This is a genomic window from Proteinivorax tanatarense (assembly GCF_040267685.1).
In the GTDB taxonomy this organism is placed as follows: Bacteria; Bacillota; Proteinivoracia; order Proteinivoracales; family Proteinivoracaceae; genus Proteinivorax; species Proteinivorax tanatarense.
Genome location: NZ_CP158367.1, coordinates 2,814,076 through 2,827,132 on the forward strand (window position 1 = coordinate 2,814,076; position 13,057 = coordinate 2,827,132).

Sequence of the window (13,057 nt, forward strand, 5' to 3'; positions counted from 1 at the left end):
TCTTCTAAAAAGAAGAGCTTTTTTAAATTTAATAATGTGGTGATGGTGGGTATCCAAGGGATACATGAAACAAGAGTCCGGAGTTTCCGGATACGTAACCATGGTACCATTCCCCAGTATTAGGGCAGCGGTATGTTGCATACCCATCGCTATTTATATTGTCATCTGGAATATTCTCAACCATTATCCTGAGTGGATACGACATAGTTTCCACAGGCTCCTCTGCAGCTTCCACAGGCATTGCTCCAAAGAAAAACAATCCCCCTAATACCAATGCTGTAACCATCATCAATCTTTTCTTAAACATCTTATTTTCCCCCTCTTATTTTTTATCTCCCTAGTACAACAACTCTTCTCTCTGGTAAGAAGATTATCATTTACATTCCCAGAACTATGTAAATGCTGTTTTGTAGGGAAAGTTACTTACATAAGAAGAATAATGTTCTTTAAGCCTAAGTGTTCTCTATTTGATACCGGCGTATTTTTATAACCATCTGTTGCTCGCTTGGTAAGCACTTTAAGGGCTAAAGAAGCTGATTACCAATTGTGTTCCATTCATATTCAGGTTCCTCATCTTCTACAATAATAATTTCGTTGTCTAGTTGCATAGCGTTTAAGCTGATGAAAGTAGCAAATGCCAAAGCAATCGAAAGTAATCCTAGTTTTGTTTTCATTTATAATCTCCCCCCCTTGCAAGTTACTCTTTTCACTCTTTAATGTTATAATAATAAGTAAATTCAAAAATGTAAAATGCTTTAAAGTATCTTTTTCATATAATTGCAAAGTATCCTTAAAAAGCTCTGCTTAGGATAAGGTAGCCAAGTATTGTTAAAGCTACTGCATCACTTTTCAGAAAACTCAAAGAAGGTGGGGTATATATATTTTTTGTGCATTATTTTTATCAGGCGCTCTAAGATTTTACTATCGCTTTAAAGAGTTTTGAGGGAGGAAAGTTTATGCCGTATGAGCTTCTTTTGTTTGGGGAAAAGGTCAGAGAGCTAAGAGAGCAACAGAAGTTAACCCAATGTGAAGTTTCAGATTTATCAGGTGTTAATGTGGAAACTGTAAAAAGATTGGAGCAAGGAAAGGTTACACCTAAATTAGATACTTTAGAAAGTTTATCGCCTATATTAAAGTATGATTTAAGTAAACTGCTAGCTGAGTTTAGAGTGAAAGACTTTTCTAAGTATTCACAGACTAAACAAAAGGTGGAGTTAATGTTTGATAGAAATGATTTAGACGGTCTAGAGTTGGAAATGGAGAATCTACAAAGGTTGCTGGATGATGTGAAAAACGATTTTTTTAAAAAGGAAATCATTCAACTTCTTCTGTTAGCTAAAGGAGTTCTTTTATATAAAAAAGATAAAAAATATAATAAAGGGCTAAAAGCATTGTGTGATGCCATGAAGGTTTTTACCCCTAGCTTTGTTTTGAAGGATTATAAGTTATGCCATTACTCCCAGCTGGAGATTAGAATTTTAATGAACATAGGTCTTGTATTACATAAGTTAAAAAGACAGCAAAAGTACGAAAACCTTATGAAGTTTTGTTTTGAAAAAGTGGATGAAACCAACAGTATGTATCCGCAAATATGCCATAACTCAGCCGGTGTTTATAGAAGAAAGAAAGATTATACAAAAGCATTGCACTACAGCCAATTGGGCATAGATTATTGTATAGAAACCAAAAACCTACAGGGTATATCCTTTTTATACTTTGGCAAAGGGGTAGCCCAGTATTATTTAGGAATCGAGGACTATAAAGAAGCTTTTGAAAAAGCGGTGTTTTTTTGTAAGTTTTTTGGAGAAAGAAACCTTGAAAAGTCAATGACTGAAAACTGCTACAAGTATTTTGGAGTGAAACTACAATAAAAAACAAGGGTATTTCTCAATGTAGGAAACACCCTTGTTTCTTTATTTATCATTTTTATTATGAAGCCCGCCACTTTGGTTGAGAGGATTGGGATTGGCTTTCAGCTTCCTATCACATCCTGGGGAATGAATTCCCGATTGAGTAATGGGTAGTGTGAGGTTAGAGGTGGGAAAGTGCTTGAATCGTAGCAGGTAATTCATTGCCTGCGGTCATCATTTACTCTAATGGGACTGACTTTCGGCTCCTATCGTATCCCGGAGAATGAATTCTCCTCTACGTCTGGAGTGGTAATTCAGTTGTTCTAGTTGGAGATGCTTACACTTATCAATCGTAGCGGTAATTCATTGCCTGCGATCATCATTCGCTTTGACAGGTTCGGCTTTTATCACATTCCGGGGAATGAAATCCCGATTGAGTAATGGGTAGTGTAAAGTTGGAGGTGGGAAAGTGGTTGAATCGTAGCAGGTAATTCATTGCCTGCGGTCATCATTTACTCTAATGGGACTGACTTTCGGCTCCTACCGTATCCCGGAGAATGAATTCTCCTCTACGTTTTGAGTGATAGTTTGTTGTTCTAATTGGATTAGCCTCTGCTTTCTATCACGCTTGATATTATAGTCAATAAGAGAGTGGATACCATAAAAAGTTTCTTAAGCTTTTCATTAACTTATTTAAATAATCATCCCATCTTTCATTTCTATTACTCTGTTACATGAATTAGCTATTTCTTTATCATGAGTTGCTATAATTACCGTTATACCTTGTTTGTTTAATCTTTTAAAGGTTTCGAGTATCTGTAATCCCGTTTGTTCATCTACAGCTCCTGTTGGTTCATCAGCAAGAATCACTGATGGTTTACAAGCTAAAGCTCTGCTTATAGCTACTCTTTGACATTGACCACCAGATATTTGAGTAGGGTAACTAGATGCTTTTTCTAGTATCTCCATTTCTTCTAAAATTTCCATAACAGTCCTTTTTATTTCTTTACTACTTTTTTTATTGTATTTTAACGGTAAAGCAACGTTTTCAAATACTGTCATATCGTTAATTAGCGCAAAATGTTGAACAATAAATCCAATATTTTCACTTCTAAATTTCGCCAGTTCATTAGTTTTAAGATTGCTAACTTTTTTATCTTTAAAGGTGTATTCCCCACTACTAGCGATATCTAATCCACCAATTATATTTAACAAAGTGGATTTTCCGCATCCACTTTTTCCTACAACTGAAATCAACTCACCTTGTTTTATGTTAAGTGATATGTTTTTAAGAGCTCCTACCTTTGCGTTATTTTTGCCGTAAACCTTGCTAATGTTATTTAACTTAATTATATCCACTATTCTTTCCTCCTTATTAGTTGACTTACCTTAATATTTTTTATGGCTATAAAAGCTGGCAGACTCACTAGTGCGCTGATTACCAAGGCAACAATAAAAACTATTAATTGTTGAATTCCAAGACCTGTTAAAATTAAAGAAAAAGGTAATGATACAAAAAAAGCTGAAAAAATGATAAACAGTATTAGCCCAACCATTTCTACAAAAATGTAATCAGAAGTGGCACCACATATTAAGTGAACACCATAGCGATAATAGTTTTCTCTAATTCTAGATAAAATTGTTACAGTTATCCCTATTACAGTAAAGATGGTAACTATAACAGAGACAATTGCTAACTTTTTTACTACTTCTCTGGATATATTAACTAAGTTAAAAAGCTGTGTTGAATCAATTGCATGGACTTCAAATTTTAAGGTTCCGTATTTATCAGAAAGGGAATTTACAAGCTTAGTTACATTTAGGTCTGGGTCATTTGAAACTATAACCCCATTTGACTGCTGCAATAACGCAAACTGAGCAATATCCTGAAATTTTTCATAATTATATTCTTTAAATGCAGGAAGAACTACGTATCTATCCAAATACAAAATATTCCCATTTTGCAATATATATGTATCTTGGGGCAAAAAACCAGCCACTTCAAAATACATAGCTTCATCAGATAAGTAGTGACCTTCAAAAATATCTCCTACGCTAAAGATGTCTTTATACTCACTTCCTAAAATGACACTTATCTTATTGTCCTCTAAAATATAATCTGTATCAGAAAACCCTCTCCCCGTATCTACTTCAACACCAAACTCCTTAAAGACATTTTGCGATACTTGCACACTTTTAACATCAATATGTTTTATTCCATTTATTATCTCTGGTGAAATTGGACTTCCTTCTTCATATTGAAACATAAATTTATCAGGTATATTATGCGATTGGATAGCAACAAGAATAGGCTGCCTAACAACGTTTATGAACTCAATACTCTCTAGGCTACGAAGCTCGTTAACAAATCCATAAAGCTTTTTATATTCCATTATTGAATTTTCATACTCTCCTAAAGACATACCGGTACCAACGTTATCAATAAGAACATACCTGTCTTTTTCAGCTACTTCTTTTAAGGGGTAAGTATCAAGGTGAGCAAAATAAGCATTGGCGACAACTATTGATAGCAAGGTAAAGCAAATAATACATTGTAAAATTAGCACAAAACTTACAAACAGGTTTTTCTTAATGTCTCTAGCAATCTCTCTTATAGAAATTTTTAAGTCTATATTTAAAATTTTCATCACCTCATTACCTCATCTACTGAAATTGCAAGCATCTTTTTAGTTGGCGCTATAGTAGCTAACCAACCAAAAAGTATTTTTACTATAATAATTACTGCTAGGGTCTTTGGTGAAGTAAAATGTCCGTTATACAACCTCATGATAATTATCCCTAAAAGTGCCCCTATAAAGACAAACCCAAAATAACTTCTATAAATTGTTAACCTTAGTCTATTGTTACTCCAGCCAATCAATCGCATTACAGCTATATTTCGCCTCTGCTTGTTTATCCATTCATAAGATATAGTTATGCTGCAAACCACAAAAATTAGCATCAATAAACCATAAATCAAGGTATTGCTAACTATTTGACTTATAATCCTATCAGTACCTTCAGATTCTATATCCATTTTTACTAACCCATCCCCCATTTTTGCAGATATTTCATTAAAAATATCCAAAGAAGCATTTTCCTCTTCTTGAGAATGTGCGTCAATCATGTAAATAGAATTTTGCCTATAAAAATTAAAACTATCGGCATTTACAACTACCATATCATCAAGTTGAGTATCAACCTTATATCCCATCACCCCAATAACTTTAAATAACCCAGCACCTTCTACTTCAATTTTTTTTCCTTTATCCGTTTCTACAACATAGTCTAATAAGTTTCTGCCAATCACAGCATACTTTTTGTCTTTAGCAAAATCAGTTTCTTTCAAGAATCGTCCTGATAGCATCGGCGGATTATTGTACTTACCTTTTATATATATTTCCGTTAAGTTGTAGTCAATCTGATGTATCAAAGCAAAATTGCTTTGCTCTTGATTTTCAATAACATCAAATAGCTCTGTTATATCTTCAGTACCTGGATCAGTGAACATAAATTGAATTGCACTTTCACTAAATCCACCTCTGCTTACTCTATGTAGAATATTTTTTTCTTGTATAGAAGTAACTAATGCAATAGACGTTACACATATAGCAGTAAAAATAACAATAATAAAAACTGACATAACATTTACTTTCATTTTCATTACCAATTATCCCTCATTTTTAATAAACTTTAATTTAATAGAATGCTTGTTAAATGATATAGTTGCAAAAAACTACTAAACACAAACACGCTTACTTTTTTCATAGAACTTACAAATGTCCCCTCCTGTCAACTCACTTTCAACTCAGGAAAATTAAAAGTGTGTCAATAGGGAAAAATATCAACTAAATATAAACTTTATACATCAGCAAGAAATGCTAATTCAAGAATAGTATTATTTGTACCATTGGAACAGCTTATAAAAGTAGTTTTAAAAAAAATAATAAAGAAAATATTACTATTTTATAGTAGATATTATGATTTAAATTCATAATATGTCAAATCATGAAAAAAGTCCATTAACTCTCAGGAAAGTTTTCTTTCCTGAGAGTTAATGTTAGTTTGAAGCCTTATACAATTTTATATCTAAAATTTAAAACTTACGGGGTATATTCTTTTTATACTACGGCAAAGGGGGTAGCTAAGTATCACCAAAATCGATGATTAAAGCGGCTTTTGAAAAAGTGGTGTTTTAACTTTTGAAGAAACAAGCTTGTAAAAGCATAAGTTGTAATCGCTACAAATATTATGGAGAAAAAACAAACTAATAAAACACAGGCATATTAAACATGCCCCTGTCAAGTAGCAGGTAATTCATTGCCTGCTGACATGGTTGCCCTGATGGAATTGGTTTCGTCCTCCTATCGTATCCGGGGAATGAATTCCCCTCTACACTTGGGCTTGCATCTTTTCCTCAATCTTCCCACTTCCAAACTCCCATTACTCACTTCCAACTTCCCACCTCCAACTACCGATCCAAACTAAAAAAAGGTGACCAAAAGGTCACCTTTTTTTAGTTTGGATCTATTACCCCACTCATCCTAATAACCTCTACACCCTTATCTTCTAAGGCTTTGCAGATTTTGTTGATTCCTACTGAGTCGCTGGCCATGTGGCCTGCTACTAGGATGTTTCCTATGTTTTGTTCTTTAACAGCTTTGATTACATCTTCTGGCATGTGCATAGCTACTATTGTGCCTACACCTGCTTCGAAGTATGCTTTGTGTACATTTACTCCACCACCGGTTCCACCAGCCATGGTTACACATACTTTGCCAGCGTAATCGTCTTTTGCTCCTACGCGACAAACAGGTTTAGCTTCTGTTCTTTGGTACTCTGGCAGGGTTTCTAGGGCTTCGATTACGTCGCTAAGCTTCGCTTTTGGGTTGTCAGCTAACTTTTCGTCGATAAGCTCTTGTACTGTTCTTTCAGCTAAAATATCTGCAGGAGTGTGGATAGCCATGAATGGCATTTTAAGTAGTTTGGCTGCGGAAACAGCTCTGTCATAGTTGGATACGTGAAGTCCTCTTTCTACTTGGCCCATTTTTTCTCCCAGGGCTTTTTGGGCTTTGTTGATTGGCACTCCCGCTCTTACCATGCTGTCGATTTGATTTTTCATTACTTTGTGTAGGTTGATGCGAGGAGCTCCACCGGATGGATGGTGAGTAATTACAAGGTCTGCCCCTAGCTCTTTTGCTAGCATCATTTCCGAAAGTTCCATGTCTACACCGATAGCGATCTTTTTGATGTTTTCGCCTTCAACAATTATCCCGGAGTCCTCTGGAGTTTCTTCCAGCCCAGCTAGCTCTAGCGCTATGTCCATAACTTCTTTAGTATTCATGTAATATATTCCTCCCTTTATTTTATCTTATAGGCAGTTTGCCTAAATTTAGCTACTCTAAATACTTCTCTATTAGTCTATGAAACTCCTTTCAAACTTAGAGCAATTCTTCCTTTTTTTATGTCCACACCGATAATTTTTGCAGAAACTGTGTCGCCAACGGAGACAACCTCCAGCGGATGCTTTACGTAGCGCTCCGCCATTTCAGATATATGAACAAGTCCTGCTTGCTTTACTCCGATGTCTACAAAAGCGCCAAAGTCCACTACGTTTCTAACGACACCTTTTACTATCATTCCCTCTTCTAAATCTTCTATTTGCATAACTCCCGATAAAAATAGCGGCTTTGCTAAATCTTCTCGCAGGTCAAGTCCCGGCTTTTGGAGGGCCTCTACGATATCTTTAAAGGTTGGCACGCCAATTTCTAGCTCGCCGGCTAGCTCTACAGTGTCTATACCTTTTAGCCTGTCGTTAATATCTGACAGCGAACCTTTTTCCGCCAGTTCTTCTAGGGAGTAGCCTAGCTTTTCCATAAGCTTTTTAGCTGCAGCGTAGCTTTCCGGGTGGACGGAGGTGTTGTCTAGTGGGTTATCTCCATCTTTTATCCTCAAAAAGCCGGCACATTGTTTAAAGGTAGCATCCCCTAGGCGAGGCACTTTTTTAATTTGGTTTCTGTTTGTAAACTCACCATTTTCCTCTCGCATTTTAACGATCGCTTTGGCTTGTGCTTTTTTAATCCCGGCGATATATCCCAAAAGAGATGGACTAGCGGTGTTTAAGTCGGCGCCAACTTTGTTAACGCTGTCTTCTACAACTCCACCTAATAAAGATGCTAGCTCTTTTTGGTCCATGTCATGTTGGTATTGGCCGACACCGATGGACTCTGGAGCTATTTTTACAAGCTCAGCTAGTGGATCTTGCAGCCTACGAGCGATGGAGATGGCGCTTCGCTCCGCTACGTCTAGGTCGGGAAACTCCTCTTTTGCTAGGGGAGATGCAGAGTAAACAGAAGCTCCTGCTTCATCCACTATGGTGTAGGCGATCCCCTCTCGTTTTTGCACGATTTCCCCGATAAACTCTGCTGTTTCCCGGCTAGCGGTGCCATTTCCGATTGCGATTACGTTTATAGGGTGCTTATCTAAAAGCTGTTCCACTTTTTTGGTGGACTCTTTTATTTTCATATAAGGTTTTGTGGGGAAGATTTTGTCTATAGCCAAAACCTTTCCTGTAGGGTCCACTACTGTTAGCTTACAGCCTGTACGATATGCCGGGTCAACTCCCAGCACTGTGGCCCCTTTGGTTGGGGATTGAAGAAGTAAAGATTTTAAGTTGGCGGTAAATATTTTGTACGCTCCTTGGTGGGCTGTTTCTGTCAGCGATTTTCTAATATCTCGCTCCACAGCTGGAAGAAGGAGGCGGTTGATGCAATCTTTTAGTGATTCTTGCAAAACCTCTTTGTTGACATCTGGAGTATCTTGTAGGTTTTTTTGCCATAGCTTGTCAAAAAATCTATCTTTATCGGTCTCTAAAGTCACCTTTAAAAACTTCTCCTTCTCTCCACGGTTAATTGCCAATGTACGGTGGGGAGGAAGCTTTTTGATGGGTTCGGAATAATCGTAGTACATCTCATAGGGGGAGTCTTCCTCTGCCTTTTTAACCTTTGTGGTTTTTATAACTCCGTTATCGAACATGAAGCTTCTGCCAAACTTTCGGTTTTCTCCTTTGTCAGCTATTTTTTCTGCAATTATGTCTAAGGCACCTTGTAGGGCGTCTTTTTCTGTCTCTACTTTTTCGTTTATGTATGCTGCGGCAAGTTCTTGCCATGGGGTATTTTCTGAAAGCAGGCTGTCGGCTAGTGGCTCAAGGCCTAAGTCTTTAGCTTTAGAAGCGCGGGTGTTTCTTTTGGGCCTATATGGGCGGTAGATATCCTCTAGCTGCTGAAGCTTTGTGGATGCATAGATAGCTTCTTTAAGCTGCTCTGTCATTTTGCCTTGTTCTGTAATTAGTCTATGTACTTCTTCTTTTCTTTCATGGAGGTTTCTTTGGTACTCTGTAACTTCGGCGATTTTACGGATTTCTTCCTCTGACAGACCTCCGGTCATTTCCTTACGATAACGGGCTATAAATGGTACGGTGTTGCCATCATCTATCAGGGCTATGGTCTCTTTTACTGACTTTTTGGAAAGCCCTGTTTGCCCCACTACAATACTAATAATTTCTTCCATGTTATCAATCCTCTCTTTATAATCTTCTGTTAAGCAGTTTTGACACTAGTTTACCTAATCTATTGTTATGCCTAAGCTCTATAGTTTTTTGAGGGCAAAGCTCGTGACAGCAGTAGCAGCTTATGCAATGGTCATAGTCGATTACCGCCTTTTTGTTTTCGCTAAGCTCCATAGCATCTACAGGGCAGCTGTTTATACAAAAAGAGCAGCCGGTGCAGCCTTCATCTTCTATGTCAGGGATAACCTGCATAAGGCTTACTGCCATTGAGGTCAAAAAGCCGGGCAGTTTTGACACCATTTTGGTGTTGGGAAGGACAAAGGGGGTTATACCTAATTCTTTGGGCTGGGTGCCTAAAATTTCAATATCCTCTAGTTTGCCCACACCTAGTCCTTTTTCCGCTCCGTAACATGTTGTCAGCACATCTTTATATCCGCAGTTTAAAATATCTGCTAGCACTCTGTCAGCACTTATGGCATCTGGCGACATTACAATTGTACCGCAGTATTTTGATTTTCCTGCAGAGGGGCCGTTTCCTTCCATAGCCATGATTCCGTCCACTACGGTAAAATGAGGCTTTACCGCTGAGTATAGCTCTACAAGTCCTCTGCAAAAGCTGTCGATTGTTTGAGCTTCTTTATGGTAGTTGGCCTTTTGCCGACCTGGTACTGCGCCAAACATGTTTTTGACTCCGCCGGTCATAAGGGTAAGGCCGTGGGTTTTAAACTTTGCCACCGAGATAACAACGTCCGCTTCTAGCACCGGCTTTGCTACATACAGCTTGGGAAATACATCGCCACCTTGTAAAATTTCCACCCCTTGGTTGTCAAAGTTTATAAGCTTTGCTTTCTTTTCTTTAACAACATCGGCGATGCCGGTTATCTTAAGGGCTTTTTCGGTGGGGTTACCCTCCACCATGTTGCCGCCGGAGCTGTCGCCAACTAAAACCTCGCAGCCGTGGTTGTGTAGTATGTCTATAAGCTGGCCGATAACCTGGGGATGGGTGGTTACGTTTTGCTCCGGCTTTTTGGCGCTTAGCACGTTAACCTTAAGGAGCACCTTTTGACCAGGCTTTATATATCTTTCTACACCACCTAGCAGCTCAAATCCTTCTTCCATAGCTTGTTGGACGTTTTTAGGCTCATAGTCTGCCGACCTTGTAATAGCTACCTTAGACATTATGCATCACCTCAAATTATATAATGGCAAAAGCTACTGTAATTCCTTTATTATACCATTTTAGAATGGTTAGGGAAAGTTGGGGGGGGGGGAAGGGCTAGTTGGATAGAAGATGGTTGGATAGGAAATGCTTAATTGTAGTCAGGTAAGTAGTTTATAAATACATACTGAAATGCTCAGTCGGACATAGGTAACACTTCGAAATAAGTTAACATCATTTATCCACTGTAAAAATCATATATCCCGTAAAATTGTGCAGGACACTCGTAACCTCATTTCTTTTTTGGTTGATGAGTGCCCTACAACTACAAAACAAAGATTGTGTTTATATACTCCCAGCTAAACTAAAAGTAAAAACTATGATTACCAATTTTCTTGGCAAGTTCTCTACCTTGTAAAAACTTTGGCAGCGCTACTACTTTATTTTCGTTTAAAAAAAATAATGTTCCATCTGGCACTGCCCAATATCCCTGGATGGCCTCATGGGTTGCTTTAAGACATTCTTCATTAGCCTTTATTTTGTTAAAGCTATTGTTGGCAATTGGAATAAATTGCCCTGGTTGATATATTACCTCTTCCACTGTGTTAGGAAAAAGTTCGCTGTTTACTCTGCTTAATACTACATTAGCTACAGCAATTTTTCCTTCAAAGGATTCACCTTCTGCTTCTGCCATAACTATTTTTGCTATTAAATCTACTTCTTTTTCTGTTAACTCTAATTCTGCGGATTTATCATCGTTTTCTTTTTTGTGGTTTTTGTCAGCACTTATAGTGTCGGGATTTTTTGACTTATAACCTGTTTTTGAAGTTTCATTTGTTTTGTGTATCTTTCCGACTATATTTTTTAAACCAGTTATTTTCATTAAACACTCCCCCTCTACTTTTATTACATATTACTTTTATATCGCCCATATGATACAGTTTCTCATTATTTTGTACAATTTATAGAGGTGATTTAGGAGTTCTCGATGAGTGACAAGCTCATCTTGGGTTGTGGTCGGCACGGTGGCGCGACCACTACTTTGTAAAAGGTGGAGGATGTGTTCCTTATAGCGGGGTAGTGGGCGACCTCTGTGTCGCCCAGCATTTATGGTTGATAGTATATATTGGGCTGTCTGTCTAAATAGAGATAGTAAGATGAAAGAGATGGTAAGTTTGTATAACTACCTTTGTGCTTAATTGGAGATATGTATTGTAAAATTAGCTGTTATTTCTGTATTTTTCCCCTTTTGGGCAAGCTCATCTTGGGTTGTGGTCGGCACGGTGGCGCGACCACTACTTTGTAAAAGGTGGAGGATGTGTTCCTTATAGCGGGGTAGTGGGCGAACTCTGTGTCGCCCAGCATTTATGGTTGATAGTATATATTGGGCTGTCTGTCTAAATAGAGATAGTAAGATGAAAGAGATGGTAAGTTTGTATAACTACCTTTGTGCTTAATTGGAGATATGTATTGTAAAATTAGCTGTTATTTCTGTATTTTTCCCCTTTTGGGCAAGCTCATCTTGGGTTGTGGTCGGCACGGTGGCGCGACCACTACTTTGTAAAAGGTGGAGGATGTGTTCCTTATAGCGGGGTAGTGGGCGAACTCTGTGTCGCCCAGCATTTATGGTTGATAGTATATATTGGGCTGTCTGTCTAAATAGAGATAGTAAGATGAAAGAGATGGTAAGTTTGTATAACTACCTTTGTGCTTAATTGGAGATATGTATTGTAAAATTAGCTGTTATTTCTGTATTTTTCCCCTTTTGGGCAAGCTCATCTTGGGTAGTGGTCGGCACGGTGGCGCGACCACTACTTTGTAAAAGGTGGAGGATGTGTTCCTTATAGCGGGGTAGTGGGCGAACTCTGTGTCGCCCAGCATTTATGGTTGATAGTATATATTGGGCTGTCTGGGTAGAGGTAGTAAGTTGAAAGGGATGGTAAGTTTGTGTAACTACCTTTGTTCTTAATTGGAGAATATGTATTGTAAAATTAGCTGTTATTTCTATATTTATCATCTTTGGTAAGCTATATCTTGGGTTATGGTCGGCACGGTGGTGCGACCACTACCTTGTAAAAGGTGGAGGATAAGAGTTCCCCCATAGCGGGGTAGTGGGCGACCTCTGTGTCGCCCAGCATTTATGGTTGATAGTGTATTGGGCTGGCTGAGTAGAGGTGATAAGTAATCTAAAAGTGGTAGGTTGAAATTTTTTTTGCCTTTCACCATCCTAAAAAACATAACAAAATTAGCCACATGCTCGGACAAGCTCTTTAATTGTTTTTTAGTGGGCATACCCTGTTTAAATATTATTATCTTGGTTTGGTAGGATATTTGGGTATTCATTCCCCTTAAAGTTTGGGTGTTTAGGTTAGAGAATTATAGTAATAAAACCACCTAATTAGGTGGTTTTAGTTATTTATGTCATTACTTAATAGTTTTAGGAAAAATTACTTTACAAACCTCAGTAATATAACAAACAGT

The 13,057-nt window shown here is 37.8% G+C and carries 10 protein-coding genes; 1 reads left to right on the forward strand and 9 read right to left on the reverse strand.

The window, feature by feature from the left end:
- Positions 1–28: 28 nt before the first annotated feature.
- Together PRVXT_RS13670 and PRVXT_RS13675 are read right to left on the reverse strand one after the other, a co-directional pair.
- Positions 29–307, reverse strand: a complete 279-nt coding sequence (locus tag PRVXT_RS13670; protein WP_350343412.1) for a hypothetical protein — start codon at positions 305–307, stop codon at positions 29–31.
- Positions 308–524: 217 nt separating this feature from the next.
- Entirely contained in the window at positions 525–674 is a 150-nt protein-coding gene (locus PRVXT_RS13675) for a hypothetical protein (protein ID WP_350343413.1), read from the reverse strand.
- 282 nt (positions 675–956) lie between these two features.
- Here PRVXT_RS13675 and PRVXT_RS13680 point away from each other — a divergent pair, with 282 nt between their 5' ends.
- A complete protein-coding gene (locus tag PRVXT_RS13680; protein ID WP_350343414.1) occupies positions 957–1,871 on the forward strand; it encodes a helix-turn-helix domain-containing protein in 915 nt (304 codons plus the stop codon).
- A 672-nt stretch (positions 1,872–2,543) separates the two neighbouring features.
- On the opposite strand, the gene PRVXT_RS13685 is transcribed toward PRVXT_RS13680, so the two are convergent.
- From PRVXT_RS13685 to PRVXT_RS13715, 7 genes are all read right to left on the reverse strand, one after another.
- The gene (locus PRVXT_RS13685) at positions 2,544–3,209 is read right to left on the reverse strand and encodes an ABC transporter ATP-binding protein (RefSeq protein WP_350343415.1); all 666 of its coding nucleotides are present in this window, start codon (positions 3,207–3,209) and stop codon (positions 2,544–2,546) included.
- Complete coding sequence (locus PRVXT_RS13690; RefSeq protein WP_350343416.1) at positions 3,209–4,498, reverse strand: hypothetical protein; 1,290 nt, start codon at positions 4,496–4,498, stop codon at positions 3,209–3,211. Before PRVXT_RS13690 ends, PRVXT_RS13685 begins: the two co-directional genes overlap by 1 nt.
- Positions 4,498–5,514, reverse strand: a complete 1,017-nt coding sequence (locus PRVXT_RS13695; RefSeq protein WP_350343417.1) for an ABC transporter permease — start codon at positions 5,512–5,514, stop codon at positions 4,498–4,500. Before PRVXT_RS13695 ends, PRVXT_RS13690 begins: the two co-directional genes overlap by 1 nt.
- Positions 5,515–6,366: 852 nt before the next feature.
- Positions 6,367–7,194: a Nif3-like dinuclear metal center hexameric protein gene (locus PRVXT_RS13700; protein ID WP_350343418.1), complete on the reverse strand. Its 828-nt coding sequence runs from the start codon at positions 7,192–7,194 to the stop codon at positions 6,367–6,369.
- Positions 7,195–7,271: 77 nt separating this feature from the next.
- Entirely contained in the window at positions 7,272–9,419 is a 2,148-nt protein-coding gene (locus tag PRVXT_RS13705; RefSeq protein WP_350343419.1) for a Tex family protein, read from the reverse strand.
- A gap of 16 nt (positions 9,420–9,435) precedes the next feature.
- Complete coding sequence (locus PRVXT_RS13710; protein WP_350343420.1) at positions 9,436–10,596, reverse strand: DUF362 domain-containing protein; 1,161 nt, start codon at positions 10,594–10,596, stop codon at positions 9,436–9,438.
- Between the two features lie 344 nt (positions 10,597–10,940).
- Positions 10,941–11,459: a cell wall hydrolase gene (locus PRVXT_RS13715; protein WP_350343421.1), complete on the reverse strand. Its 519-nt coding sequence runs from the start codon at positions 11,457–11,459 to the stop codon at positions 10,941–10,943.
- Positions 11,460–13,057: the final 1,598 nt, after the last annotated feature.

Coding starts and splice junctions, on each gene's coding strand:
- PRVXT_RS13680 (WP_350343414.1), top strand. CDS start 957: ATGCCGTATGAGCTTCTTTTGTTTGGGGAAAAGGTCAGAGAGCTAAGA.
- PRVXT_RS13705 (WP_350343419.1), bottom strand. CDS start 9,419: ATGGAAGAAATTATTAGTATTGTAGTGGGGCAAACAGGGCTTTCCAAA.
- PRVXT_RS13710 (WP_350343420.1), bottom strand. CDS start 10,596: ATGTCTAAGGTAGCTATTACAAGGTCGGCAGACTATGAGCCTAAAAAC.
- PRVXT_RS13670 (WP_350343412.1), bottom strand. CDS start 307: ATGTTTAAGAAAAGATTGATGATGGTTACAGCATTGGTATTAGGGGGA.
- PRVXT_RS13695 (WP_350343417.1), bottom strand. CDS start 5,514: ATGAAAATGAAAGTAAATGTTATGTCAGTTTTTATTATTGTTATTTTT.
- PRVXT_RS13675 (WP_350343413.1), bottom strand. CDS start 674: ATGAAAACAAAACTAGGATTACTTTCGATTGCTTTGGCATTTGCTACT.
- PRVXT_RS13690 (WP_350343416.1), bottom strand. CDS start 4,498: ATGAAAATTTTAAATATAGACTTAAAAATTTCTATAAGAGAGATTGCT.
- PRVXT_RS13700 (WP_350343418.1), bottom strand. CDS start 7,194: ATGAATACTAAAGAAGTTATGGACATAGCGCTAGAGCTAGCTGGGCTG.
- PRVXT_RS13715 (WP_350343421.1), bottom strand. CDS start 11,459: ATGAAAATAACTGGTTTAAAAAATATAGTCGGAAAGATACACAAAACA.